Annotated in this window: 24 protein-coding genes; 9 read left to right on the plus strand and 15 right to left on the minus strand. The window is 44.5% G+C overall.

What is annotated here, in order from left to right; all coding sequences use genetic code 11:
- Positions 1 to 113 precede the first annotated feature (113 nt).
- The 3 genes from BCU07_RS03895 to BCU07_RS03905 form a co-directional block, all read right to left on the minus strand.
- Entirely contained in the window at positions 114 to 1,331 is a 1,218-nt protein-coding gene (locus BCU07_RS03895) for an EAL and HDOD domain-containing protein (protein ID WP_029235300.1), read from the minus strand.
- Positions 1,332 to 1,454: 123 nt separating this feature from the next.
- On the minus strand, positions 1,455 to 2,189 hold the full coding sequence (gene lpxH / locus BCU07_RS03900) for a UDP-2,3-diacylglucosamine diphosphatase (protein ID WP_017060274.1): 735 nt from the start codon (positions 2,187 to 2,189) through the stop codon (positions 1,455 to 1,457).
- A gap of 77 nt (positions 2,190 to 2,266) precedes the next feature.
- Entirely contained in the window at positions 2,267 to 2,761 is a 495-nt protein-coding gene (locus tag BCU07_RS03905) for a peptidylprolyl isomerase (RefSeq protein ID WP_017060275.1), read from the minus strand.
- Between the two features lie 365 nt (positions 2,762 to 3,126).
- Between BCU07_RS03905 and cysS the strand changes: the two genes are divergently transcribed.
- The gene (cysS, locus tag BCU07_RS03910) at positions 3,127 to 4,512 is read left to right on the plus strand and encodes a cysteine--tRNA ligase (protein WP_017060276.1); all 1,386 of its coding nucleotides are present in this window, start codon (positions 3,127 to 3,129) and stop codon (positions 4,510 to 4,512) included.
- 98 nt (positions 4,513 to 4,610) lie between these two features.
- Positions 4,611 to 5,189 (plus strand): thymidine kinase, encoded by a 579-nt coding sequence (locus BCU07_RS03915; protein WP_017060277.1) that lies wholly within the window; start codon positions 4,611 to 4,613, stop codon positions 5,187 to 5,189.
- Positions 5,190 to 5,338: 149 nt separating this feature from the next.
- On the opposite strand, the gene BCU07_RS03920 is transcribed toward BCU07_RS03915, so the two are convergent.
- The 3 genes from BCU07_RS03920 to BCU07_RS03930 all read right to left on the minus strand — a co-directional run bounded on the left by BCU07_RS03920 (position 5,339) and on the right by BCU07_RS03930 (position 7,196).
- The gene (locus tag BCU07_RS03920; RefSeq protein WP_102429168.1) at positions 5,339 to 6,004 is read right to left on the minus strand and encodes a YdcF family protein; all 666 of its coding nucleotides are present in this window, start codon (positions 6,002 to 6,004) and stop codon (positions 5,339 to 5,341) included.
- Positions 5,997 to 6,851, minus strand: coding sequence for an NAD(P)H-binding protein (locus BCU07_RS03925; RefSeq protein ID WP_102429169.1), 855 nt, complete (start codon positions 6,849 to 6,851; stop codon positions 5,997 to 5,999). The genes BCU07_RS03920 and BCU07_RS03925 overlap by 8 nt, the downstream gene beginning before the upstream one ends.
- Before the next feature lie 114 nt (positions 6,852 to 6,965).
- Positions 6,966 to 7,196, minus strand: coding sequence for a TIGR02647 family protein (locus BCU07_RS03930; protein WP_017060280.1), 231 nt, complete (start codon positions 7,194 to 7,196; stop codon positions 6,966 to 6,968).
- A 257-nt stretch (positions 7,197 to 7,453) separates the two neighbouring features.
- Between BCU07_RS03930 and BCU07_RS03935 the strand changes: the two genes are divergently transcribed.
- Positions 7,454 to 8,761: an ATPase gene (locus BCU07_RS03935; protein WP_102429170.1), complete on the plus strand. Its 1,308-nt coding sequence runs from the start codon at positions 7,454 to 7,456 to the stop codon at positions 8,759 to 8,761.
- 362 nt (positions 8,762 to 9,123) lie between these two features.
- A complete protein-coding gene (gene focA, locus BCU07_RS03940; RefSeq protein ID WP_065583873.1) occupies positions 9,124 to 9,966 on the plus strand; it encodes a formate transporter FocA in 843 nt (280 codons plus the stop codon).
- 354 nt (positions 9,967 to 10,320) lie between these two features.
- On the opposite strand, the gene BCU07_RS03945 is transcribed toward focA, so the two are convergent.
- Complete coding sequence (locus BCU07_RS03945) at positions 10,321 to 11,115, minus strand: ABC transporter permease (protein WP_017067668.1); 795 nt, start codon at positions 11,113 to 11,115, stop codon at positions 10,321 to 10,323.
- A gap of 437 nt (positions 11,116 to 11,552) precedes the next feature.
- Between BCU07_RS03945 and torE the strand changes: the two genes are divergently transcribed.
- Genes torE through torA form a run of 3 tightly spaced genes read left to right on the plus strand, consistent with a single transcriptional unit; the run spans position 11,553 to position 15,455 of the window.
- A complete protein-coding gene (gene torE / locus BCU07_RS03950; RefSeq protein WP_017060298.1) occupies positions 11,553 to 11,735 on the plus strand; it encodes a trimethylamine N-oxide reductase system protein TorE in 183 nt (60 codons plus the stop codon).
- Between the two features lie 51 nt (positions 11,736 to 11,786).
- Positions 11,787 to 12,968, plus strand: coding sequence for a pentaheme c-type cytochrome TorC (torC, locus tag BCU07_RS03955; RefSeq protein WP_102332941.1), 1,182 nt, complete (start codon positions 11,787 to 11,789; stop codon positions 12,966 to 12,968).
- Positions 12,969 to 12,992: 24 nt separating this feature from the next.
- Positions 12,993 to 15,455, plus strand: coding sequence for a trimethylamine-N-oxide reductase TorA (gene torA / locus BCU07_RS03960; protein WP_102320260.1), 2,463 nt, complete (start codon positions 12,993 to 12,995; stop codon positions 15,453 to 15,455).
- Between the two features lie 294 nt (positions 15,456 to 15,749).
- Here the strand turns inward: torA and BCU07_RS03965 are convergent, their stop codons facing one another.
- On the minus strand, positions 15,750 to 16,964 hold the full coding sequence (locus BCU07_RS03965) for a putative manganese transporter (RefSeq protein WP_102429171.1): 1,215 nt from the start codon (positions 16,962 to 16,964) through the stop codon (positions 15,750 to 15,752).
- Between the two features lie 201 nt (positions 16,965 to 17,165).
- Between BCU07_RS03965 and BCU07_RS03970 the strand changes: the two genes are divergently transcribed.
- Entirely contained in the window at positions 17,166 to 18,071 is a 906-nt protein-coding gene (locus BCU07_RS03970; protein WP_017065328.1) for a manganese-dependent inorganic pyrophosphatase, read from the plus strand.
- A gap of 149 nt (positions 18,072 to 18,220) precedes the next feature.
- Positions 18,221 to 18,610, plus strand: a complete 390-nt coding sequence (locus BCU07_RS03975; protein WP_004734596.1) for a DUF2750 domain-containing protein — start codon at positions 18,221 to 18,223, stop codon at positions 18,608 to 18,610.
- A gap of 98 nt (positions 18,611 to 18,708) precedes the next feature.
- Here BCU07_RS03975 and BCU07_RS03980 read toward each other — a convergent pair whose 3' ends face one another.
- The 7 genes from BCU07_RS03980 to pspF all read right to left on the minus strand — a co-directional run bounded on the left by BCU07_RS03980 (position 18,709) and on the right by pspF (position 25,888).
- Positions 18,709 to 19,488 carry a DUF2927 domain-containing protein gene (locus BCU07_RS03980; protein ID WP_029235301.1) on the minus strand — a complete coding sequence of 260 codons (780 nt, stop codon included), beginning with the start codon at positions 19,486 to 19,488 and terminating at the stop codon, positions 18,709 to 18,711.
- 36 nt (positions 19,489 to 19,524) lie between these two features.
- Entirely contained in the window at positions 19,525 to 20,307 is a 783-nt protein-coding gene (locus BCU07_RS03985; protein WP_017060304.1) for an ATP-binding cassette domain-containing protein, read from the minus strand.
- Positions 20,304 to 21,305: an oligopeptide/dipeptide ABC transporter ATP-binding protein gene (locus BCU07_RS03990; RefSeq protein WP_017060305.1), complete on the minus strand. Its 1,002-nt coding sequence runs from the start codon at positions 21,303 to 21,305 to the stop codon at positions 20,304 to 20,306. The genes BCU07_RS03985 and BCU07_RS03990 overlap by 4 nt, the downstream gene beginning before the upstream one ends.
- Positions 21,305 to 22,192, minus strand: coding sequence for a putrescine export ABC transporter permease SapC (sapC, locus tag BCU07_RS03995; protein WP_017065331.1), 888 nt, complete (start codon positions 22,190 to 22,192; stop codon positions 21,305 to 21,307). Before sapC ends, BCU07_RS03990 begins: the two co-directional genes overlap by 1 nt.
- A complete protein-coding gene (locus BCU07_RS04000; protein WP_017060307.1) occupies positions 22,179 to 23,141 on the minus strand; it encodes an ABC transporter permease in 963 nt (320 codons plus the stop codon). Before BCU07_RS04000 ends, sapC begins: the two co-directional genes overlap by 14 nt.
- A complete protein-coding gene (gene sapA, locus BCU07_RS04005) occupies positions 23,141 to 24,763 on the minus strand; it encodes an ABC transporter substrate-binding protein SapA (protein ID WP_017065332.1) in 1,623 nt (540 codons plus the stop codon). Before sapA ends, BCU07_RS04000 begins: the two co-directional genes overlap by 1 nt.
- Before the next feature lie 102 nt (positions 24,764 to 24,865).
- Positions 24,866 to 25,888, minus strand: coding sequence for a phage shock protein operon transcriptional activator (pspF, locus tag BCU07_RS04010; protein ID WP_065583878.1), 1,023 nt, complete (start codon positions 25,886 to 25,888; stop codon positions 24,866 to 24,868).
- Positions 25,889 to 26,014: the final 126 nt, after the last annotated feature.

Below are 26,014 nucleotides of genomic sequence, written 5' to 3' on the forward strand. Positions count from 1 at the left end.
TCTATTAAGAGACCATAAGTGAATGCGTGGGAGTTTACCAAGAAACGATCGCTCACCAAAGTTTGGTTTCTGTTGAAGTTATTGGAATTATCAAAGTGTTAGCGCGAAGTTTACTATTTCAAGGCTGGAGACAATAGCTCTTGTGCCCAAGTCGTTGCTTCATCGTAAGCTTGGCCTAGTTGAGCCTCACTGAGCTTGAGAAGTTTACGAATGCGCGTTGCTTCGTCCCATCGGGCTTGTTCATAAGCAATAACCATGGCCAAAATCGCACCTAACACGCCTTTACGTTGGATAAGGGCCTGTTTAATCTCATCGTCGATTGGCACTGAGTCCAGTACTTGCTTCAACGGTTGGTCAAACAGTGAATCCAGTAGCGAGAACATACCGGTCAAAAAGGCTTGTCCTGGCTCAACCTTCACATTCATCTTCTCGACTAAGAGCTCACATTGACGCGCGCGTAATACCGCTAAACCGTAGAGTGAGTCCGGCTTGTCTTCTTTCGCTGATGCGATCGCCACAAGTGAAACGAACTTACGCAGCTTTTGTTCACCAAGGTAAATAAGCGCTTGGCGGAATGAACGAATCGTTGTTGGTGAACCGCCAGCGGAGTTTACGTAGGTAAGTAGCTTATACGACATGGTCACATCGAGCGTAATCAAACGCTCTACTTCACCAAAGTCGATAGGGTCGTGCGCAATCTCTTTTAACAGCTGAACGGTCGTCAGGAATGCCGGGTTGAGCGCACGCGTTTGGATCATCTCTGGCTTGCTAAAGAAATAACCTTGAAAATAGGTGAAGCCTGCTTTTTTCGCTTCTTGGTATTCTTCGTACGTTTCTACTTTCTCAGCAAGGAACTTGATATCTAGCCCTTTGAGAGAGTTCATAAACATCGCTGCTTTGGCAATTGGCGTCAAACGGATATCGAACTTGATAATTGAAACGTAGGGTAAGAAGCGCTTCCAAGCTTTACTTGGCACAAAGTCGTCTAGCGCAATGGTATAACCCGCGTCAAAGATGGTTTTGATTGCTTCAAGTAATTCGTCTGTTGGTTCGCAGTCTTCAAGAACCTCAACAACGAGGCTTTCTTTGGGGAACAGAGTAGGGACTAAGTTGATTAGGCTTGCATATGGGAAGTTCACGAACCCAAGCTTATCACCCAACGTATTATAGTGGGTCGATAAGAAGTGATCGGAAAGCAAACGGCTAGTAGCGAGCTCCGGCTCTACTTCAGGGAAAGTGTTCTTAGGACCATCCCTGAATAGCAACTCGTAACCTATGGTTTTCTTGCCTGTGTCGAGTATTGGTTGACGCGCTACGTATGAATATTTCAACTTGGTACTGTGTTCGGTTTATTTCTGGTAGAGAGATAATAGCTAATTCACTAGAAATTACCATACACTTTCTAAGAAAGTCTGACCGACAATAATAATCAAAGTGAAAGTTTAAGCGTTATGTTAAAAGCTATTGCTAAACGCTCGATTCTGTAGTTCAAAACTTTGCGGCGTGAACACCAGCACTGAGCCTTGCGTATACCAATCGCCAAGTACGATACGGGTTTTAGTGCAATTGTTAGCATTAAATGTATGGATGTCTGGGCGGTGAGTATGGCCGTGGATCATCAGATCGACATTGTTTCGTTCCATCACATCTTCGACTTCTTGCTGTGTCACATCCATGATGTCGAGAGACTTGGTCTGCTTGTCATCTTTGATATCTGATTGAACCTTTGAAACAATTTTCTTCTTGATGAAAAATGGAATTCGGTTGAAGACCCATTGTAACCATGGCTGATGCACTTTTTCGCGAAAGGCGAGGTACTTTACATCTTCAGTACATAGAGTGTCTCCATGCAATACTACCGCTTTTTGCCCGTAGATATCGATCGTAGAAACTTCGTCGAGAAGTTGTACGCCCGTTTGCTTAGCAAATTTTTTGCCGACTAAGAAGTCGCGGTTCCCTTGAGTAAAGTAACAAGGCACGCCTGTTTTCACTAAGTCGATAAACGCTTGGCGGATAGAAGTCGCGAATTCACTCTTATCATCGTCACCAATCCAGAATTCGAAAAGGTCACCTAATACGTAAAGTGCATCCGCTTCTACGGCTTCTTTCTTCATAAAGGTTAAGAAGCAGTCTGTGATGTCTTCTCGTGACGGAGAAAGGTGCAGATCTGATATAAAATATGTTTTCATAGGTCTAAAAAAAGGGAGCGATTCGCTCCCTATATCCTGATTTTATCGGCTCATCAATACTAACCGAAAGCGATGAATTAAGCTTCGATTGTAGTACCAGTGATGATCACTTCTTCTAGAGGTACATCTTGGTGCATACCCATAGAACCAGTGCTAACACCTTTAATCTTGTTTACGATGTCCATGCCTTCAACAACTTCTGCGAATACACAGTAGCCCCAACCGTCTAGGCTTTCGCTACGGAAGTTTAGGAAAGAGTTGTCGTTAACGTTGATGAAGAACTGAGAGCTCGCTGAATGCGGTTCCATAGTACGAGCCATTGCTAGCGTACCAACTTTGTTCGCTAGACCGTTGTTTGCTTCGTTCTTGATCGTTGCACGAGTTGCCTTTTCTTTAAGGCCAGAAGTCATGCCGCCGCCTTGAATCATGAAACCATCGATAACACGGTGGAATAGTGTGTTGTCGTAGAAACCGTCACGGCAATACTGTAGAAAGTTTGCGCTTGTTTCTGGTGCTTTTTCTTCGTTAAGTTGAACTTTGATATCACCAAAATTTGTGTGAAGGATGATCATGATTGTTACCTTACTGTCTTTTTAATATGAAGTTCGAATTCTAGCGCATGTTGGCAGACTTTCAAATCACCAAATCATTAACTTAACTCGGATGTTTGAGGTAATACCAATCGTAGTAAATAACTGGCCATCCTAGCTTGTTAAAACACTTGATAACGTCGTTAGAAATTTTGAATGTAGAATAACTACTTATCGAAACTTTTTGTCGAAAAGAGCTTCCTTGTTCTCAAGCATTTTTTCTGCGCTATTTATGACCATCTACTTACCGTGATTGGTATAATTCCTGCTTTTAGGGATTACCTATTAAGGTATGACTTGTTATACTGCGAGCTTATTTTCATTAATCCATAAAATAGATAGAGATCATGCTGAAGATATATAACACGCTCACAAGACAGAAAGAGGAATTCAAACCAATTACAGCTGGCAAAGTCGGCATGTATGTCTGTGGGGTAACCATATACGATCTCTGTCATATTGGTCATGGTCGTACGTTCGTTTCTTTCGACGTAGTAACTCGTTACCTTCGTTACCTTGGTTACGATTTGAATTTCGTTCGTAACATCACAGATATCGATGACAAAATCATCAAACGCGCTAACGAAAACGGTGAGTCTTGTGACTCTCTGACTGAGCGTTTAATCGGTGAGATGCACGCTGACTTTGATGCATTGAACATGAAGCGTCCAGATGTTGAGCCTCGTGCGACAGAATACATCACTGAAATCATCGAGCTTGTTGAAAAGCTGATTGAACGTGGTTTCGCATACGTTGCAAGCAACGGCGACGTGATGTTTGAAGTAAAGAAATTCGACGAATACGGTAAGCTTTCAAAGCAAGACCTTGATCAGCTTCAAGCGGGTGCTCGCGTTGATGTTGAATCTGCAAAACGCAGCCCACTAGACTTCGTTCTTTGGAAGATGTCTAAGCCAGGTGAACCTACATGGGAATCGCCATGGGGCCCGGGTCGTCCAGGTTGGCACATCGAATGTTCAGCAATGAACTCGTCTATTCTTGGTAACCACTTCGATATCCACGGTGGTGGTTCAGATCTGCAGTTCCCTCACCACGAAAACGAAATCGCACAGTCTTGCTGCGCGCACGGCACTCAGTATGTAAATACTTGGATGCACAGTGGTATGGTGATGGTAGACAAAGAGAAGATGTCTAAATCACTGGGTAACTTCTTCACTATCCGTGACGTGCTAGCACATTACGATGCTGAAACGGTACGTTACTTCCTAATGTCTGGTCACTACCGTAGCCAGCTAAACTACAGCGAAGATAACCTAAACCAAGCTCGCGCATCACTAGAGCGTCTATACACGTCACTTCGTGGCCTAGACCTTACAGCCGCTCCTGCCGGTGGCGAAGAGTACGTGACTCGATTCTCTACAGCGATGAACGATGATTTCAACACACCTGAAGCTTATTCAGTACTGTTTGAAATGGCTCGTGAAATCAACCGTATCAAGCCTGAAAGCATTGAAAAAGCAAGCGGACTGGGTGCATTGATGCGTGAACTAGCAGACATCATCGGTATTCTTCACCAAGAGCCAGAAGCCTTCCTACAAGGTGATGCGGCAGGTAACGACGACGAAGTGGCTGAAATCGAAGCGTTGATCAAACTGCGTAACGACTCTCGTGCTTCAAAGGATTGGGCAAATGCCGACCTTGCACGTGATAAGCTAAACGAGTTGGGTATTGTTCTGGAAGATGGCCCAGAAGGTACGACTTGGCGTCGTAAGTAAATCTTATAAAAAGGGCTGATTTTCAGCCCTTTTTTCTAGCACGAATTCTCTATTTTCACCTTTTCTATCTTCAACTTTTAATTAACAGGAATATTTCTGTGGCTCAGATGTATTTTTATTACTCGGCAATGAATGCGGGTAAATCAACAACACTTCTTCAATCTTCATTCAACTACCAAGAGCGTGGCATGACGCCAGTGATCTTTACGGCAGCTTTGGACGATCGCTATGGTATCGGTAAAGTGAGCTCACGAATTGGTCTGCAATCTGAAGCTCAGCTGTTTAAAAATGACACCAACATGTTTGATGCGATCAAAAAGCTCAATGAGGAAGAAAAGCGTCATTGTGTTTTGATCGATGAGTGCCAATTTTTATCGAAGGAGCAGGTGTACCAATTAACAGAAGTGGTTGATAAGCTGCACATCCCTGTACTTTGTTACGGCCTACGTACCGATTTCCTGGGTGAACTGTTTGAAGGTAGCCGTTACTTACTGTCTTGGGCAGATAAACTTGTTGAGCTTAAAACAATTTGTCACTGTGGCCGTAAAGCGAACATGGTAATTCGTACCGACGAGCACGGTGTGGCGATTGCTGAGGGCGACCAAGTGGCTATTGGCGGTAACGACAAATACGTTTCTGTTTGCCGTCTGCACTACAAAGAAGCGTTAGGTAAATAAGCAGCTCTATTTGCTAACGCGAAAGAACGAAAAACGGTGACCAAGTGTCACCGTTTTTGTTTATTGGGCCAGTGTTTTGCTTTCTTCCAAGCCGAGCTTTTGTTTTATTTCCTGCCGAGCTTTTACTTTGTTCAAAGTCTAACTTTTGCTTATTCGAAACCGAGCTTCTTCAATGCTTGATAGGCGTGGTCAACGTCGTCGGGGATCGGCATCTCAATCTGAAAGCTTTTCTCTGGGTAGGATTTGATTCGCTCGTAATCAGCAATTAATGCGCCTAACACCATATCTAACGGCAACTCTTCGTTAAAGTAATCATCCCAAGTTTGCCATCGCGACGTCACGATAATCTCGGAAGTTTCGTCAGGCCATTGTTTACTGAAGGTTGCGTAGGTACGTTTCTCCATGAAGGGCTTCTGAACTAAGGTTAGCCTTTTCGGCGATAACCCTTTTTCTGTCAGCAACTCATGAGTGAATCGTACATTTTCCCCAGTATTTGTTGCGTGTTTCTCTATGATAATGTCAGAGTCAGGCACGCCACAATCTCGTGCGATAGAAGCGAATGTTTCTGCTTCTGAGCGTTCAAAGCTTCTTTCGGTAAAGCGTCCCACACCGCCAGAAAAAACGATGTAAGGCGCGATCTGTTGGTGATAAAGCTCGGCTGCATATTCAGCTACGCGAGTATCGTTGCTACACAATACAAAGATACAGTCGGAAGGCGTAACCTTGTGACCCATCGACATAAAGTTCCAAAGGGTGTCGACTGAGCGATGCAGTTTTATGTTGGGATTTTTGTTAGCAATAGATTGTTCAGTCATGAAGTGCGTCCAGTGTGGATTCGAATTTAAATGAATAACCTAAGTCGAGAATCTTCTTCGAAGAGATTAACTTGTCTGGTGTATCAACAAAAGCGGGCAGAGGCTCACTGCTGTTGGCGCTTTTCAGTGCCGCGGCATAAAACTCCGCCTTACTGACTGTATTTGGTGTGGTCACGTTAACTATTTCATTGTGCAGTTGACTGATAGCGAAATCGACAGCACCAATTGCATCATCAAGGTGCAGCATGTTGGCTGGAGCTTGAGTGCTGACTTGTTTTAACTTGCTTGCGAAGCGTGATGGGTGACGGCTTGGGCCGATTAAGCCACTAAAGCGAAGAATGGTGTAGTCGATACCGGAATCAATCACTGACTGTTCAGCTTGCAGCATGATTCGTGCGTTATCGGAAAATAAAGACGCGTGCTCGTTATCTGAGGTCGAAAGAGGGAGTGATGCATCCAGCTCGTTCAGCACACCCGGCTTAGTTGGGTATACCGTAGTTGAACTAACCATAATGAGCTTTTTAATGTTGGCCTTTTGGCATGAATTGGTGAGTTGCTGCCAGTAGTCGGCATACTCTTGTCCTGCTCCTTTTCTAAAGCCAGGAGGGAAGCTGCCAATCACAATTTCAGTGTTGTTTTCGAGTAACAATGAATAGAGTCGCCCGATAGTCTGTTGTGGGTCGGATGAATCAAAGCTAAACACTTCACATGGAATTTGTTCGCTACCAATGGCATCTGCTCCCGCTTGGGTCGTTTTCGTGACCACTACTCGGTTACCATGTTTTTCTAAATGTTCAGATAAAGGTACACCTACCCATCCTGCACCGACAATAAATATAGAAGCCATGTGTTCCTCACAACTGCAAATGACGAATTTACAATAAGCCTAACAAAGCTTTGCCCAAAAATGAAAAAACTCCACGGCCGAAGCAAGTGGAGTTTTTACTAGAACAATGGAGCTTTAGTTTAGTACGCGAAGAAGCTTGTCTGCGCGCTCTGCCATCTCGATACCTTCATCTGTTAGGTAACCGCCGTCTGGCTGAGTACAAAGGTTTTTTTCGAATAGGCGCTTAACAGCGTCTTGAGTTTCTTGAGCTGCCTCTTGATGGACTTTAATTCCAGTAGCTGCACTACTTACATCAAATTGAAGAAGGAGGTTTAAATCAGCAATATGTTCAGCGTTGTACTTCATAATTGACCTATATATTCATAACGTTCTCTACCTTCACCTTAGTGCGCATTCTCGGCTCAGGCAATAGCAAATAAAGAGAATTGATAAGTGATACCAAATTGATTGATTAATCATCGAGTGATGAGTTTATTTTGGTTATATTGGGTGATTTGCACCCACTTAAATCATCAGTGATGTTTATTGCTAAGTGGTTGTAATATATTGTGACTAGAAATAATTTGCATTGAGCGAATATTGTATAAAAAGGATATGCATAAGTGAGAGCGAACAAAGTAGCATTAACGATCAGTATGCTATTTGCTATCTCAGGTTGTCAAAGTACACCCTCAGAGCAGACAGACGCGAACCAAACCACAAACAACAATAATGAATCGACAATAGAGGTCCGTTCATTTCAGTCTGTCCAAAGCGTTTACTCCGAATGGGAAGTTAAGCTTGAAGACCATGCTCAATTGTCTCTCTATGCACCAGAGAATTACAATGAACTATTAGACGCATGGGATGATGCTGAAAGTATTTATGCGGACTTACTTAAAGACGAAACTCGGATAACCAAGAGTTACTCCATTTTTTCGAGCCTAACTTACGCTGAAGCCTTCGATGAAAAAATCGCTTTGATCAAATCAAACTATGACTCGATCTTAGTGTTAAAGAAGAAGGCTGATCGAGTACTCGCGGATTCGATTGTCCAAATGGATTACCTGAAGTTCTTGGGCGCAGATACCATGTTTACCTCGAGCTACAAACGCTTGTATTCAGAATACAGCGAGTTGTTCGAGTATGTGCTGGTCGATGAGCTTGAAGACGCTCAAGAAGCTCAGGTGGAATTTCTTAACAATGCTCGCTTACTAGAAGTTAAAGTGGCGCATAAGAAATACATCGAACCTTTGAAGAACGAATTAGAGTTCTTGGAAGATGAAGATTTCGATGACGTTGTTCCACTGACGTTTGCTAAAGCGGCATCTCAAATTGCTTTGGCAGAAAGCCAAGTGAAAGCCAGTCCCCGTGAAAAGTCTATCATTGAAGACGCAGTTCACGCTGCGGAGTTCGAATTAAACCACGTACGCAGTGTTGCTCATGAAGTCAAAGTGCTGGCGAGCGTAAAAGGCGACCAGTTCGAACAGTCGGTTTTGAATGCAGAGAACCAGTTATTGAGCATTTCACGAGTGGTTAATGATGAAGATCACCGTGATGTTGTATTGCGTCTTCAGTCTCAAAAAATTGTAGCGAGTGTTAAAGCGCTGAAAGGCTCAGACATGACGGCGTCATTAAAGTCAGAGATTAAAACTTTGACTGAACGACTCGCTAAGTTAGAAAGTGAGAATCAGAAACAAACACAGAAATTGGTTGAAGCGACCAAGCACAGTGAGTTGCTCGGTGAGCAGATTACCAAGAGTGATGCTCACATTAAAAGCTTAGAAGAGTTAGTGGATAGTTTGAAAAGCTTAGGTGGCAAAGTGGCCAACGAAAGTGACTCTGATGTGATGTCCCCAGCTGTTGAATCTACTCTAGAGGATTCAACCCTAGAACAATCATCAGAAGAAGTGATTGAACCTTCGGTTTAGCATCACTAATTTCTTTATTTGTGATTGAGTTAAAAGCGCCTTAGGGCGCTTTTTTACGTTCTGTTGATCTATGTCAAAATCTAGAAATAAAAGCGCTCTGTGAGCCATTTTAGTGTACGTTATTCTTTTATTTTTAACGTAACTTGTTGATATTTATAGATGTGTTATTTTCTATGCTGATAACTAATCATTCAGCATAGTTTTCTTTTTACTACTAAAGTCGTATGAATTTTGAATAACTTGGGCTATTTCCTTTCCACAAGGTTGTGGGAGGTATTTTGAGTCCCAAATAGCTCTTGAATTCAGAAATGAAAGAGAGGATTATCGCGCTCCCGACAACATGTTTCAAAATGTAAATCATCATGAATCTAAACCAATTTGACTCATTATTACCGCCACAAATGGCTGAGCGCGCTGCAGATATTGGCGTAGGTAAAGCAACCAAAGATCCAACCAAATCTTTTCTCCTAGCGATTTCAGCTGGCATACATATCGGTATTGCGTTTGTGTTCTACACAATTGTAACCACTGGCGCTGGTGATTTACCTTGGGGTATTACTCGCGTCCTAGGTGGCCTTGCATTTAGCTTGGGCCTAATCCTCGTTGTTGTTACTGGCGGTGAACTATTTACCAGTTCGGTGCTCACTCTTGTTGCTCGTGCAAGTGGCAAGATTAGCTGGGGAACCCTAGTAAAGAACTGGGCGACCGTTTATATCGGTAACCTTATTGGTGCTTTATTGCTAGTGGCATGCATGCTTCTGACTAAACAGTACATGTTCGACCATGGGCAAGTGGGTTTGAATGCCATGGCCATCTCTCAGCACAAAATGCACCATGGTTTTATCCAAGCTATCGCGCTTGGCATCATGTGTAACGTATTGGTTTGTATCGCGGTATGGATGACGTTTAGTGGACGAACACTGACTGACAAAATTGCAGTACTGATTTTACCTGTCGCGATGTTTGTATCATCGGGCTTTGAGCACTGTATTGCGAATATGTTCCAAGTTCCTTTAGCTATCGGTATCAAAACATTTGCTCCAACTGAATTCTGGACAATGACAGGGGCTAATCCAGCAGACTATGTTGACCTAAACATGATGGACTTTCTGATGAACAACTTGCTGCCCGTTACTATCGGTAACATCATCGGCGGCGGTATCTTTGTTGGCATGTGGTATTGGTTGATTTATTTACGCGATTAATAAAGATGGCGGATCAACAAAGCTTGTGTGACTAGCTCAGTGACAAGATTAGTTAAAGCTCAGAGTGGAAACATTGAACTGACTTATGACATTTACAAGACGGCCTGCATTGCAGGCCGTTTTTTATTTGTGGAAAACTTACTCGTTGAATTCTTAAATTATCATTTGAACGCTTAACAACGCAGTTCTGCACGTGTGTATATGTCTTTGAAATAACCCAAGGATCAATGGCAATGATCTTTGCGCGAGCCGAAATGGACAAAAAAGGATCTATATTGATTTGGTTATCCACAATTTCTGTGGATAACCTGTATCAAATTCAGTGAGTAACCAGATCTAAGATGAGTCGGGAGGTTATTTTGAAGGCTGTATTTGAGCGAGAACTCGCCCTTCTTTGGTCAGAGACGTCTTCAATGAGAGGTGAAGTACAAGGGCTAGAGAGCAGCTCATCATCACGAAAATCGCCAGCATGATCATCAGTTGATACTTAATCGCGATCATCGGTGAAGCACCACCTAAGATCTGTCCAGTCATCATTCCCGGCAGCGTTACTAAGCCTGTGGTTGCCATAGAGGCCATGATAGGGGACATCGCTTTCTGTATTGCATTACGTACAAAAGGCGCAGCAGCATAAGTAGGAGACGCGCCTAACGCGATTGCTGCTTCATATTCTGATTTCTGTGTTTCAAAGGCACCAAACAGGTTCTGCAATGCCACGATATTACTGCTTAAGCTATTACCCAATAACATCCCTGCGATTGGGATAAGGTACTGCGCGTTAAAAACCGGTGTCGGCTTAATGATGAAAAAGCAGATGAACAAGACAATAGGTACACAAGTTACCGCAAGGCTAACGGCGACAGGAGCCAAAAGTAGGTTTCTTGGCAGTCTAGATTTTTCAACAATCGAGCTTGCACCGACGATAATCATAGTAAATAACCACAGCAAATTGACCCACAAACTATTCAAAGTGAACAAGTATTCTAGGTAAAGTCCCACCAGAAATAGCTGAATAACCATACGAATGATGCTGATAGAAGCCTCTTTGCCAAGGCCGAGTTTTAACTTGTGGTTGATGGTAATGGGTAGCAAGAGAAGTGAGCTGAAGAACAATAACTGCCACCAAGAAATATCAATAACGTCTTGCATAATGTTTCCTTTTAAGTAGGTCCCCATCATATCTGAAAGTGCCAAATGATGTATTTCAGCTTCTCAGCCGTTGCTTTAAAAAATACTCAATAATTTAACAATCAAACCACAAAATATTGGTTTTTTGAGGCATTTTTGGCTACTACTTAGTAGGTAAAACGTTAAAATTGGTTACAATAAGGTTGCGCAGGTGTTGGAATTTAACATTTGTGAAATATACTTAATTCTTCACATTTGTTAATACTTTTTAATAACTTTGTTTAACTAAAAACAACTTTGGATGAGCTCAAAAAAGTATTGATTAGCAAGGGTTATAACGGGAGATTTGATTGAACCCTACTTTGAGTATGGTCTAAAATTTGTCGTTAGATACTTAAGAACTTTAGCCCCATAGAATGGGTTACTCGAAATTACTAAATACAAAATAGGCAAAATGTATGAGTGATGTTAATAAAATTGAAACTAGCGAAAAACATTCGCTGGAGTGGAAGTCTTTCCTCTTCATCGCGGTGGTTCTCTTCCCAATATTAAGTGTGGCTTTTGTAGGCGGTTACGGCTTCCTAGTTTGGGCACTGCAAGTGTTTGTATTCGGACCTCCAGGTGCTCACGGCGGCATGTAATGCCCTCTAAGTAACAACATTTTTTAAAATCAATATTTAAGAGAGCTAAACATGAAATCATTTTTAGTTAAATTATGGCGCACAATGACTCGCCCAGCAGTACACATCAGTCTTGGTGTACTAACTATGGGTGGCTTTATCGCCGGTGTTATTTTCTGGGGCGGTTTTAACACAGCTCTAGAGCACACAAATACAGAAGAATTCTGTGTAAGCTGTCACACCATGCGTGACAACGTATACGTAGAACTACAAGAAACGGTTCACTGGAAAAACACTTCTGGTGTACGTGCTACTTGTCCTGACTGTCACGTTCCACATGAATGGACAGCAAAAATCGCTCGTAAGATGCAAGCTTCTAAAGAAGTATTCGCTCAAGTATTTGGTGACCTAGATACGCCTGAGAAATTCGAAGCTCGTCGTATCGAACTGGCTAAACACGAATGGGATCGCTTCTCTTCGAACAAATCTCTAGAGTGTAAAAACTGCCACAACTACGATTCAATGGATTTCGAAAACATGCGCCCAACAGCGCGTATCCAGATGAAGAACGCGGCAGAGCGTGATCAAAGCTGTGTTGACTGTCACAAAGGTATTGCTCACAACCTTCCATTAGATATGGCATCAGCGAGCGGTATTGTTGGCGAGCTAGAAAACGTAGCAAGCAGCACATCTTACGCAAATGGTTCAGACGTGATCTCTATTCGTCACCTACCAATGTACACAGATGAAACAGCTGAAGTTGAAGCGGGTCTATTAAGCCCTGCAAGTAAAGTTGCTGTGATCGACGAAAAAGGCGACATGATCAAGATTCAAATCGACGGTTGGCGTAAAGCGAAAGGCTTCGGACGTGTAATCCAAGAAGACTTCGGTATGAACATCTCGACTGCAATCTTGACGAAAGAAGTATCTCAAAGTGACGTAATCACTGTTGGTGAGAAGAAAGAAGATGAGCTAACTGGCCTTCCTTGGGAAGAAGTTAACCTAGCACTTTGGATGAAGAAAGAGTCTATGGTTGATAACTTCGATGCAATCTGGAACGCAGCTGGTCAAGCGTACCAATCTAACTGTTCAACGTGTCACTCACAGCCAGATGAAGCTCACTTCAGCGCTAACGGTTGGGTAGGCATGCTAGATGGTATGATTGCATTCGTTAACTTCGATACAGATACAGAAGCACTTGTTCTTAAGTATCTACAGAAGCACTCATCAGATTTTTCTGAAGGCCATCACTAATAAGACGTCAATTGGAGTAACACAATGGCAATTACAAGAAGAAGTTTTCTGAAAGGTGTCGCGACGACAAGTGCGGCATCGGTTATCGGTCCAAGCTTATTGGCGTCGGCTTCAGCATCTGCTGCAGAAACAGACGGCGCGTGGAAAGTCTCTGGTTCTCACTGGGGTGCATTCCGAGCTCGCGTTTACGCGGGTAAAGTACAAGAAATTAAACCTCTAGAAATCGATCAGCACCCAACAGAGATGCTGAAAGGTATTAAAGGTATTATCTACAGCCCATCACGTGTGCGTTACCCAATGGTTCGCCTAGATTGGTTGAAGAAGCATAAGTACAGCGCAGACACGCGTGGTAACAACCGCTTTATTCGTGTGACTTGGGATGAGGCACTAGACCTTGTTTACCGCGAGCTAGAGCGCGTACAGAAAGATTACGGTCCATGGGCGCTTCACACAGGTCAAACTGGTTGGAGACAAACAGGTCAGTTCCATAGCTGTACTAACCACATGCAACGTGCAATGGCACTTCACGGTTACTCTGTGAAGAAAATCGGTGACTACTCAACAGGTGCTGGTCAAACGATCATGCCTTACGTGCTAGGTTCTACTGAAGTTTACGCACAAGGTACATCTTGGGAACTTATCCTAGAAAACAGTGACAACATTGTTCTTTGGGGTAACGATCCAGTTAAAAACCTTCAAGTAGGTTGGACATGTGAGACTCACGAGTCGTTCGCATACCTAGAACAGCTGAAAGAAAAAGTTGCTAAGAAAGAGATCAACGTTGTTTCTGTTGACCCTGTTAAAAACAAAACAGGTCGTTACCTAGAAAACGAGCAAATGTACATCAACCCACAAACTGATGTGGCGTTCATGCTTGGTGTTGCTCACGTTCTTTACAACGAAGGCCTATACGACAAGAAGTTCATCGAAACTTACTGTCTAGGTTTTGAAGATTTCATCAAGTACGTTCAAGGTGAAACGAAAGACAGAGTTGAGAAGACGCCAGAATGGGCTTCTGCTATCTGTGGCGCAAGCGCGGACTCTATTCGTGACTTCGCTAAGATGCTGGTTAACGGTCGTACACAGATTCTTGTTGGTTGGAGTATCCAACGTCAAGAGCACGGTGAGCAGCCTTACTGGATGTGTGCAGTTATCGCAGCAATGGTTGGCCAAATTGGTCTACCGGGCGGTGGTATCTCTTACGGTCACCACTACTCTGGTATCGGTGTATCTTCAACTGGCTTCGCTGCTCCGGGTTCTTTCCCGCTGAACATCGACCAAGGTCAATCACCTAAGTACACCAACACAGATTACAACGGCTACAGCCGCGTAATCCCAGTTGCTCGTTGGGTTGATAGCTTGCTAGAGCCTGGTAAGAAGATCAAAGCGAATGGTTCAACGGTAACACTACCTGATATCAAGATGATGGTATTTAGTGGTAACAACCCGTGGCACCACCACCAAGATCGCAACAAGATGCGTAAAGCATTCAAGAGCCTACAAACTGTAGTGGCTGTTGATTTTGCTTGGACTGCAACTTGTCGTCACTCTGACATCGTGCTTCCTGCATGTACTCAGTGGGAACGAAACGATATTGATGGTTATGGCGCATACTCTGGCCGTGGTTTGATCGCAATGCACAAGCTAGTGGATCCTCTGTTCCAGTCTAAGACTGACTTCGAGATCATGTCTAGCCTAACTAAGCGTTGGGGTCGTTACGACGATTACACGCGTGGTATGGACGAAATGCAGTGGGTTAAATCTCTGTACGACGAATGTCGCGCATCAAACGAAGGTAGCTTCGAAATGCCTGAGTTTGCTGAGTTCTGGGAGAAAGGTTTCCTAGACTTCGGCAAAGGTAAGCCATGGACTCGTCACGCTTCATTCCGTGAAGATCCAGAGATCAACGCACTAGGCACGCCTTCTGGTTTCATCGAAATCACAAGCCGTACTGTTGGCAACATGGGTTACGAGCACTGTCAAGAACACCCAATGTGGTTCGAGAAATCTGAACGTTCACACGGTGGTCCAGGCTCTGACAAGCACCCGTACTGGCTACAATCTTGTCACCCAGACAAGCGTCTTCACTCTCAGATGTGTGAATCTGAAGAGTGGCGTGCGACTTACGCGGTACAAGGCCGTGAGCCAATCTACATCAACCCAGTAGATGCTAAGAAGAAAGGCATCAAAGATGGCGATGTAGTACGTGTGTTTAACGACCGTGGTCAACTACTAGCAGGTGCTGTTCTAATGGATAGCTACGCTCCTGGTGTTGTTCGTATCGAAGAAGGTGCTTGGTACGGTCCGATCAACGAGAAAGTGGGCGCGCTAGATACATACGGCGATCCAAACACACTGACTCAAGATATCGGTACGTCTGAACTTGCTCAAGCAACGTCAGCAAACACATGTTTGGTTGATTTCGAGAAGTTCCAAGGCAAACTGCCTCCAGTAACTTCATTCGGTGGTCCAATCGAAGTTTCTTAAGTCTTGTCTTAAGAACCAAGATTAAAGCTTGAATTAAAGCCCCTGTAAGCACTCTTACAGGGGCTTTTTGTATTTTTGATATCAGTGTTGGTGTTTCTAAATAAGCATTATACAGGGCTAATAGAGGGCGTTTTTGAGACAGGCTGTAACGCGCTGTTTGAGAGAGGTGGTAGAAGCAGTGAAGCAGGAAGGGAATGTAAAAAGAACCTGTGGAAAGACTTAAGCAGACGGAAACAAAAAGGCCGATACAAAGTACCGACCTTACAGAAGCCTATGTAGTTAACTCTGATCAAGTTAGATCTCAAACATAAACCAATAGCCATAAGCACAGATTAAAGCGGGCACACTTGAATACAAGGTTGCGACCAGTGCTGCTTTCGGTGCCATTGCAATCGCAGGGAATAGCGCATCTCCATCATTTGAAATTGCGTTACCTACCTGAGCCGAAAGTGGCAGGGCGCCTGAAAGGTATAAGCTAGTGACCAATAATTGCGGTCCACAGCCCGGTAGCAAACCCATCAACACGCCAGCCAGGGGGAGCATGATGCCCCAGCTTGAGAATAGCGTCGCAAAATCAACATTTGCTATCACAGAGCCAAATTCAAAGAAAAGAAAGGCAACCACCACCCAAGCGGTGACAAAGTTTGTATCTTGAGCGGTCTTTTGCAATGGGTGAGAGCCTATACACTTTTCGTCCTCACTCACGGCTGATTTGTAATCCTCAATTTCACGGGTTAGCCCCCACAGAAACATCGAGCTGATCAGCAAAACTGTCCCCGCCCATTCCATCGACATTTCAGGCAAAGCGAGCAGCTCGTTCACATCGACTTGAAAAGAGCCAAGTAGGGCAACGGCAGCACCCGGAATAATCAGTACAGACCACAGGTAACCTTGCAGGTTTATCGCTTTTTTAGAGACCGATTCTTTGTCTTGAGATTGAGAAGCACAGCTGTTCACCACTTCATTTTTCTCTGCTTTTTTTGGGCGTAAGAAGTCGTCTGCGTGAAACAAGTTAATGATTCGGCCTGACGCAGTACCCACGATCACGCCCATCGCCATCATGGCTAAACCTGTCTTAGGCTCGCTCGCTATGAGCAGGAACGCCGCGTCACCCATGGTTGAGACGAGCACCGCAACTACCGCACCAAATCCGAGTTTTCCCGAGATAAATTGTGTGGTTACCACTATCGCACCGCCACAGCCGGGCAACGCGCCCATGAGAGCCGCGAATACCACTTGGTTTGAACGAGATTGATGGACGAGCTTATTGAAGACGTTATCTTTGTTTATGTACAGACTTAACCAGTGGTAAATAGCCAAGGTTAAAGCAACATAACAAGACACTGCCCAAAACGCGTCTGACAAAGTAGTCACCGTCAGCTCTCGTGTAGCTGGGGCTGCAACCAAAGCTGCAAATGAGACAGGCAAAAGCAGGCGCTTAAATGACAGTGAAAACTGAGTTGTTTTCGCAGCACTACTGCTTGGCAAAAAAGAGATTAGTCGATCCATAGGTGTTACTCAAAATTAGTGGCTTAAGATAAATATATACGAATGATAATAATTATCAATTGCATTTGTTGTTTTTTTATCTATTGTTACTATTGGCTAAACCCACGAAACATGACCAATCTAAAAAAATGAGGTAAAGTATGGCTAATAAAGAGAGGCTCTAAAGGTAGAGTCATAATTGTTAGTGTAATAGGAAGAAACATGATTTTAGTTGTTGGTCACAAAAACCCTGATAGTGACAGTATTTGTAGTGCGTTAGTTGCAACTGAGCTTCTTAAGGCTCGTGGCGAGGAAGCGACACCAATTCGCCAAGGCGAGATCAACCGCGAAACTCAACACATTCTAGAAGTCGCTGGTGCTGAAAAGCCAGAGCTTCGTACTTCTGTTGCTGGTGAGAAAATCTGGCTAGTAGACTACTCAGATCTAGCACAAGCACCAGATGATGTTGCTGATGCAGAGATCGTAGGTATTGTTGATCACCACCGTCTAGGCGACGTGATGACAGTAAACCCAATGGAAGCTTGGATCTGGCCCGTTGGTTGTACAAACACTGTACTTTTCAACATGTTCAAGATTGAAGGTCACGCAATCTCTCAACAAATCGCTAAACTAATGATGTCTGCAATTCTTTCAGACACAGTTGGTTTCGCTTCTCCAACATGTACTCAAAAAGACAAAGACGCGGTTGCTGAGCTTGCTGAAATTGCTGGCGTAACTGACGTTGATGCATTCATCAAAGCGCTTCTAATCGCAAAAACAAACATCGAAGGCCTATCTGCTGCACAGCTAGTAGAAAAAGATCTTAAAGGCTACCCATTCAACGGTCGTGATGTTGTTGTTGGTCAAGTTGAACTTGCGACTCTTGAGCAAGTAGACGGCATGATCGAAGCGCTAGAAGCTGATCTTGAAGAGCGTTGTGAGAAAGACGGTCTAGCGTTCGCTGCGGTAATGCTAACAGATATCACTACTGCTCAAACTCGTCTTCTATACAAAGGTGAGTGGGCTGAGAAATTGGTTAAGCACGAGAAAGGCGGCGTATTAATGATGGAAAATACACTAAGCCGTAAGAAGCAAGGCTGGCCTTGGCTACAAGGTGAGCTTGTTTAATCAAGTCGCTTAATATTAAACGCCTGCTTATTTAGCAGGCGTTTTTCTTTGAAGTAGACTTTCTTCTTCATCGATAATGTTTGAAGTTAACAACACTCGGCATAAAATAGCTTTAAGAGCAAAGTTACTGACTAAAGTAGGAAATTAAGATGACTACACAGCTAGACGATAAAAAAATCGCTGAAATCAACAAGTATACGGGCGAGCAACGCCTGAAATACTGTGTGAAAGAAATCGTAGCAAACCGTGAAGTATGGATCTTAACCGATGAACACGGTTGTGTAATGCTGAACACAGAAGATGAAGATTGTGTTCCAGTATGGCCAAACCAAGAGTTCGCAGAATCATGGGCAACGGGTGATTGGTCTGAGTGTAAAGCTGAGTCTATTTCGTTGAACAAATGGCACAGTCGCTGGACGAACGGTCTAGAAGACGACGAACTTGCTGTTGTAGTATTCCCGAACGAGCAAGAAGAAGGCGTTATCTTGTTCCCGGATGAGTTCGACTTCGAATTGAAAAAGCAGGCAGCTAAGCGCTAGTTCTTTCGTAATACAGTAACATCGTAAGTCAGCGTTGCCTTTCTTAGGCAGCGCTATCATTCAATTATCCCATCTAAGCTGCTTCCAACGTATATTCGTCAATACCCAATCAACTGATACAAAGGCGCTTGCTGTGCGGCTTTAGAAGCTTGCTGAAGCACACCTGTTTTGCTGTATCTCTTGAGTATCTTTCGAACGATAGGTTTTACTTCAGATTTTGTCATTCCAGCTTTCAATTCTGGTTCATACAGCAATTGCAGTAGCACTACGTCTAACGGCGATAATAAGTCTTCTGGCGTGTGGTCGTTGAAAATAGAAGGGTAGGCTTTATCTGAATCATTCGGCAGGCCTAGAACTTGTGTGATCTCTTCCACGATACAGGCGACCAGCTTACCTCGCGATCTTGCCTGATCAACTGGGATTACAATCCCAGCGTATACAATCTCGCCTTTAGAATTGGTTCTATAGCCCGCCGTGCAGATGGCGCTATTTAAATGTTGAGTTGATTTGAGCTTGAGCACCGATTTCGCCTCAGATACCCACTGGCTCTGCCTTGTGTATATCCATTTAACGTTCGCTTCGGACTCTTTACTGACGATTGTTATTGGATGTTGGGTGACTTCAGATAAGTGTTTGATATGAAGCTCTGTGAGCTCTTGATGCAGTTCCTCATCGCCCACTCGATGATCGATCCAAATCTTGATCGGTTGTTTCCACTTGGCGAGCGGTTTGTTGCCTTGGGAGTATTCGTGTTGAAGCGCGACGTTATAAAAGGCAGTTTCGACGAAGCTTCTATCTAGCCATGTGAGCGGTGTGCTTGTCGCGTTAAAGGACAACAGCACCAACAAGAGGGGAAGCATTGAAGCTGTTCGATACATACTTTTCCCCTCTGCTAAATGTAGCGTGATTCCAGGTTAGTGGTTCGGCGCTTTGGAGAAATGGCTCTCAACCAATCTTTGGGTGATTTGGTGAGTTGGATTGGTTAGCACTTGATCTGTTTCCCCACTCTCAACCACATTGCCTTCATGCATGACAATAATCTTGTCGGTAATGTGCTTAACAATACCGAGGTGTTGAGATACATAAACGAACGATACGCCCATCTCTTCTTGTAACTCTAAGAACAGATTGATGATTTGCGAGCGCATTGCCATGTCCAAACCATTTAAAGCTTCATCAGCAACAATGATGGATGGCTGAAGTATTAAGGCACGAGCCAAACAAACCCTTTGTTTCTGGCCTGCAGCAAGCATCTGAGGGTAGAAATACGCATGTTCCGGTAGAAGGCCTACGCGCAGTAGTGTGTCTTTCACACGACGCATACGAGCTTCTGGAGGCATGTTGGTGTTTCGCTTTAATGGACCTTCAAGAATTCGACCGATCTGAATGCGCGGGTTAAGTGACGTATTCGGATCTTGGAAGATCATTCGAATCAGCTTACAACGAGTCGAGTAGTCTTTGTGCTCTAGCTTTTCGCCATTCACGCGGATCTCGCCTGCGGTTGGCTCCACCATGCCTGCGAGCATTCTGGCTAATGTTGATTTGCCAGAACCATTCTGGCCGATAAAACCAATTGTCTGGCCTGCTTCAAGAGAAAAGCTAACTGGCTTCACCGCCTGATGAATCTTTTTACGGAAAAGACCAGAGCGAGTCGTAAAGTCTTTAGACAAATCACTGACTTCTAATAATGCACTCATGATTTCTTTTTCTTCTCCATATTCAGAGGGAAGTGACAGTTGAACTTATGGTTCTTGATACGTTTCGTATGTGGGATCTCGACACACTGCCTTTGTGCGTATGGGCAGCGAGGCCCTAATCGACAACCAATAGGAAGATGTTGCAGCGGTGGAATTGACCCCGGCAAAGACTGGAGCTTCTCCTTGTGGGGAATCCAGTCGTTAAAGTCTGGCATCGCTTTTAACAAAGCAACGGTGTACGGGTGCTTTGGTGCATCCAACAGCTTCGGTGTATCAGCGGATTCTACCGATTGACCACAGTACATCACGGTAATGCGAGTCGCCCATTGGGTAATGGTGGTTAAGTCATGGCCGATCAACACGATGGTGGTGTTATTGATCTGGTTCATACGACTCAAAAGACGCAATATTTGAGACTGTGTAATTGGGTCTAAATCGTTGGTTGGCTCGTCAGCAATCAAGACTTTTGGCTTGGCAGCGATCGCCATTGCGATCATGACTTTTTGACACTCACCATCTGTCAGCTCATAAGAGTAACTGTCCATTAGGCGAGAGTGGTCTTTGATGCCGACTTTGTGTAGTAATGCGATCGCTTGCTTCTTACGCCACTTAAATCGTTGCCACCAACGACCTTCAAACGAATGGGAAGGGATCGCTTCAACGAGCTGGTTACCTACTTTTTCAGAAGGGTCAAGACACGTTGATGGCTCTTGGAAGATCATTGCGATATCGCGGGCGATCACTCGGCGTCTTTCTTTCGGCGTCAGTTGCAGTAGGTCGATATTACCTAAGCGCATTCGGTCTGCAGAAACCTTCCAGTTTTCTTTACATACTCCGACGATCGCTTTTGCAACCAAACTCTTACCTGAGCCTGATTCACCTACTAAGCCACGAATTTCCCCTTCATTGAGGGTAATACTCATTCGATCTACGGCTTTAACCATCCCTTGAGGGGTCTCAATCTCGATGGTTAGATGTCGAATATCAAGTAACGGCATTATTCGATTCCTGCATTTAGCGCTTGGCGAACACCTTCACCGACGAGGTTAATCACGATAACTGTAAACATAATAGCTAAGCCGGGTAGGGTAACTGTCCATGGCGCAAGGTAAATCAACTCGACCGAATCACCCAAGATGGAGCCCCATTCGGTACTCGGTGCTTGAGCGCCAAGCCCTAGGAAACCTAAAGCCGTGATATCAAGAATTGCGACTGACAGTGCCAGCGTAACTTCAAGAGCGATCACGGTAAGGATGTTCGGAAGGATTGAGTTCCATAGCAGGTAAAAATCGTTCGCACCATCAAGGCGAGAAGCCAGAATATAGTCTTTTTCTACTTCAGCATGCACGGCAATGTACACCGAGCGTATAAAGCGCGGGATCAGTGCCAAGCACAAGGCGAGCAAGATATTAAACTCCCCAAAGCCAAGGAATGCCACGAAGATAATCGCCAGCAGAAGAGATGGAATCGACATAACAGTATCAAGCAGGTGGTTTAGCGTGCTTGATAGTAAACCGCGCGTCATACCAGCAAGTACGCCAATCAGACAACCAATGACGGCTGCGATAAAGGTAATCACCACCGCGGCGCCGAAGGTTAACTGAGAGCCAATTATTAGGCGAGAGAGAATATCTCTGCCTAAGTCATCCGTACCCAAAAAGTATTCTACCGTTCCCGCAGGATCCCAAGAGGGCGGCGTTAATAGGTGACCGGTTTGTTCTTGTGCATCATGCGGGGCTAGCCACGGTGAAGTGACGGTGACCAGAATGATAAGCACCAAACACCACAAGCCAAACATCGCTAGATTATTGCTGCGGAAGCTGCGCCAGAAACGTTCGAACTGGGTTGGAATCTGTTCTTCTTGGTAGACGTTATTTGTTAGCATACCATTCCTTCCTTACCAGTGGATTGATCATCGCGCCCAGTAGATCGGACAGAATATTAGCGGTCAAAACTAAGGTAGCCACCACAATTACACCAGCTTGAATTGAAACGTAATCTTGATTCGATAAGGCATCCAATAACCAGCGGCCAATGCCCGGCCAGTTAAAGATAGACTCGGTAACAATAGCAAGCGTTAACATACTCGATAGCTGAACACCGACCTTAGGAATAATCGGAGGTATCGCGTTTCTTAGCACGTGCTGCGTGATGATCTCTCTAGTGGAAAGACCTTTAATTCGCGCAGCGCGGATGTAGTTTTGCGTCATTACTTCAGCCACTGACGCTCTCATCAATCGGATGACCTGAGTCGTTGGCGCCAGTGCTAAAACAAGACAAGGCAACGCCATGTGCTCGATAACACTTTGTAGTGCGTGCGCACGGTAGCGACCCTCGGCAAAAAAGGCGTCAATCATCGCGAATCCAGTCACGTGTTCAATCTCGTAAAGTAGGTCGTATCGGCCACCAACTGGGAACATTTCAAAGTGCAGTGAAAACACCATGATCATCAGCAACGCGACCCAAAATATAGGCGCAGAGTAACCGGCCATTGAGGTGAACGATATGGTGGTATCAACAAATTTACCTTGTCTCATACCAGCAATGGTGCCGAAAGGGATACCGATGATGAGTGCCAACACAAAGGCAAAGAAGCACAGCTCTAGCGTTGCAGGGAACACCAGGACCAACTCATCGATGATAGGCACACCGTGTTTGCTTAGGCCAAAGTTTAGCGTCGATAATTCAGTGATATAGCTAATCCAACCGGGCCAAAAATCTTGAATTGCCCAAGGTGAGGTTTGGTCTAATCGAAGCAGGGAAAAACCTACCAAGGTCAGAATTCCTAGCGTAATAACGAATAAGTTTACACGTCTTAATGTATACCAAAACATTACTGCACCTCTCTTCTGACTTGATCAAAAGGTTGGGCATTGAAAGGACTTGCTTTAAAGCCTGTTAGCGAACGATCGTGCACGCGAAATTGCACGCCATGAGCTAAAGGAATCACAGGAACTTCTTCATTGAGAATGTTTTGGGCTTGTCGGTACAAGTTCACACGGTGCCTTTGTTGATTGATCTCTAATGCTAAGTCGAGAAGGAAATCAAAGTCTGAATTACACCACATCGAGACGTTTAACCCTGCACGCTCAGAGCTGCATGAGAGCAGCGGACGTAAGAAGTTGTCCGGGTCACCGGTATTGCCTATCCAGCCTGTAAGCAACAAGTCTGTTGAGGAAATAGAGGACAACTGTGTGCGGTCAAATCGGTCGTCGGTATAGAGTTTCAATTCAATACCAATATCGGCTAAGTTTGCTTGGATAAGTTCTGCCGTTTTTCTTGGACTTGGATTGTATGCGCGTGGCTCTAGTGGTACCCACATTGAAAGCTCTAACCCAGGTTCAACGCCAGCTTCTTTGAGAAGCGCAACCGCATAGTTTCGGTCGTAGCGAACTTGAACGCTGTCTTTTTGGTGAGCCCAAGAAGTCGGAGGAAGCAAGGTGTAGGCTTTGGTTCCTGTACCGTAATACACAGAATCAAGAATGTTCTGACGATTGATGGCTAAGTTGAGCGCTTTACGAACTCGAGAGTCACGCAGTGCAGGGTGCTCAGTATTCAGCGCGATGAAAGAGACATTAACCGCCGGAGTAGCAGAAATCTTCAACTCTTCATGAGCCTGAATAATAGGGATTTGGCTAGAAATTGGTGAGTTGAGCACGTCACACTCACTACGCAGAAGCTTGGCAAGTGTGCCTGTTCCACGTTGCGAAGTATCGAACACAACTTGGTCCATTTGTACTTCACCTTTCCAGTAGTGCTTGTTCTTTTTCAAGCGCACTAGGTCGTTGATTTGGTATTCATCTAAGTAGAAAGGACCAGTGCCGACTGGATTGGAATCGATTCGATTTTTCTCATCCGCTGCAATGAGCTGATTGGCATACTCCTTAGAGTGAATGACTGCATAGCTGGTGGCGATATTGTTGAGAAACGAATTGTCTGGGCGACTTAATTGGAATTTCACCGTTAGGTCATCAACTGCGGTGATATCGACAATCAGGTTTTTGAAGTCGATTCCGGCAAACCATGGGTATAGGCCGCCACCCACATAATGAAATGGGTTTGAACTATCAATGACACGTTCAAAGCTAAACACCACATCTTGTGCATTCATGCTACGAGTTGGGGTGAACCAGTCTGTGGTTTGGAACGCAACATTTGGGCGCAGTTTGAACGTGTATTCTGTACCTGATTTATCAACAGACCAACTTGTCGCTAAGTTCTGTTTTGGTCGGTACGTCATCGGATCAAGAGTGAGCAGTGTATCGAAGATTTGAGGACTCAGCGATTCTGCGGTAATGCCACTATCAACTAGCTGTGGATTGAAGGTACTAGGATTACCTTGGCCGCAATAAATGAAGCCTTTTTCACGGATTTGCTCGTGATTCACACTCTCACCACATCCAGCGAGAAAGCTCAACGTGCAGATGCTCAGTGATAGTCTTATTAGTGCTTTCATAAAAAGAAATACTTTTCGAAACGAGGCGTTAGAGGAGCCTCAAGATCCGGACAATTTAACATTTTATTTATTCGGCTCCAAATAATAATCAAGCGTGGACAGCTATTTATCGTTAGCTTGTCCGACAATCGCGTACTTCCTCACCATTCCACGTAATTGGTTGTAGGTTAACCCAAGTAATTCTGCGGCTTGTTTCTGGTTATATTTGCTCTGTTTGAGGGCTTGGTTGAGTAGCTTGATGTCTTGTTGTTCTTGCCATGCTTTGTAATCAAGCGGCAAAGAAAACAAGCTCTCTGATGAAGTATGGCTGTTGGACGGCGCATTGCCAATTTCATGCGTGGAATCTTGATCTATTTTCCATGCGGGTTTGAATGGGTTAAACACCAAAGATTCAATAGGATATGGGTCTTTACCGTGCTGGTAGACTGCGCGCTCAATAACGTTCTTGAGTTCTCGCACATTCCCCGGCCATGAATAATCCAGCAGCGCCTCAACGGCAGACGGAGCAAAGCCAACAAACAACTCCAATTCTAATTCACGGCACATCTTAATGGCGTAGTATTCTGCCAGCAGCGTGATGTCTTCTTTTCGCTCTCGAAGAGGGGGTATAGTAATCACGTCAAACGCGAGCCTGTCCAATAAGTCGGCTCTGAATTCGCCCCTTAATGCCATGTCTGGCAAGTCAGCGTTGGTCGCACACACCAGTCTGACGTTGGCACTTAAAGCTTTTTGTCCGCCGACACGTTCATACTGCCCGTATTCAATAACGCGCAGTAGTTTCTCTTGAACCGCAAGGGGAGTGGTCGCCAGCTCATCCAGAAACAGCGTTCCGCCTTCTGCTCTTTCAAAACGACCTTGATGACGCCCTTTCGAACCCGTAAAGGATCCCGATTCATGACCAAACAGTTCTGAATCAATCAAACCTTCACTTAAGGTTGAGCAGTTCAATGAGATCAAAGGTTGATCCCAACGTCTTGAAAGGTAATGCAGTCTTTGTGCGATCAACTCTTTACCTGTGCCACGTTCGCCAATGATCAGAATGGGTCTTTCTATTGGTGCGAGTTGGGAAACTTTATCTAACACAGAGAGAAAGCTAGGTGATTCACCAATGAGGTTCTGCTGCATAGCGGGTCCTTGTATGAATTAATCGCTGGAGAGGTCATGTAAGAGCCATAGTGGTGAAAAATACCAATACTTGGCTAAATTCATCATAGCATGGTTCGAGTTAATCACCATTTTATTGTAAGTAAC

Source organism: Vibrio sp. 10N.261.54.E10, from assembly GCF_002877735.2.
GTDB classification, from domain to species: Bacteria; Pseudomonadota; Gammaproteobacteria; order Enterobacterales; family Vibrionaceae; genus Vibrio; species Vibrio crassostreae_C.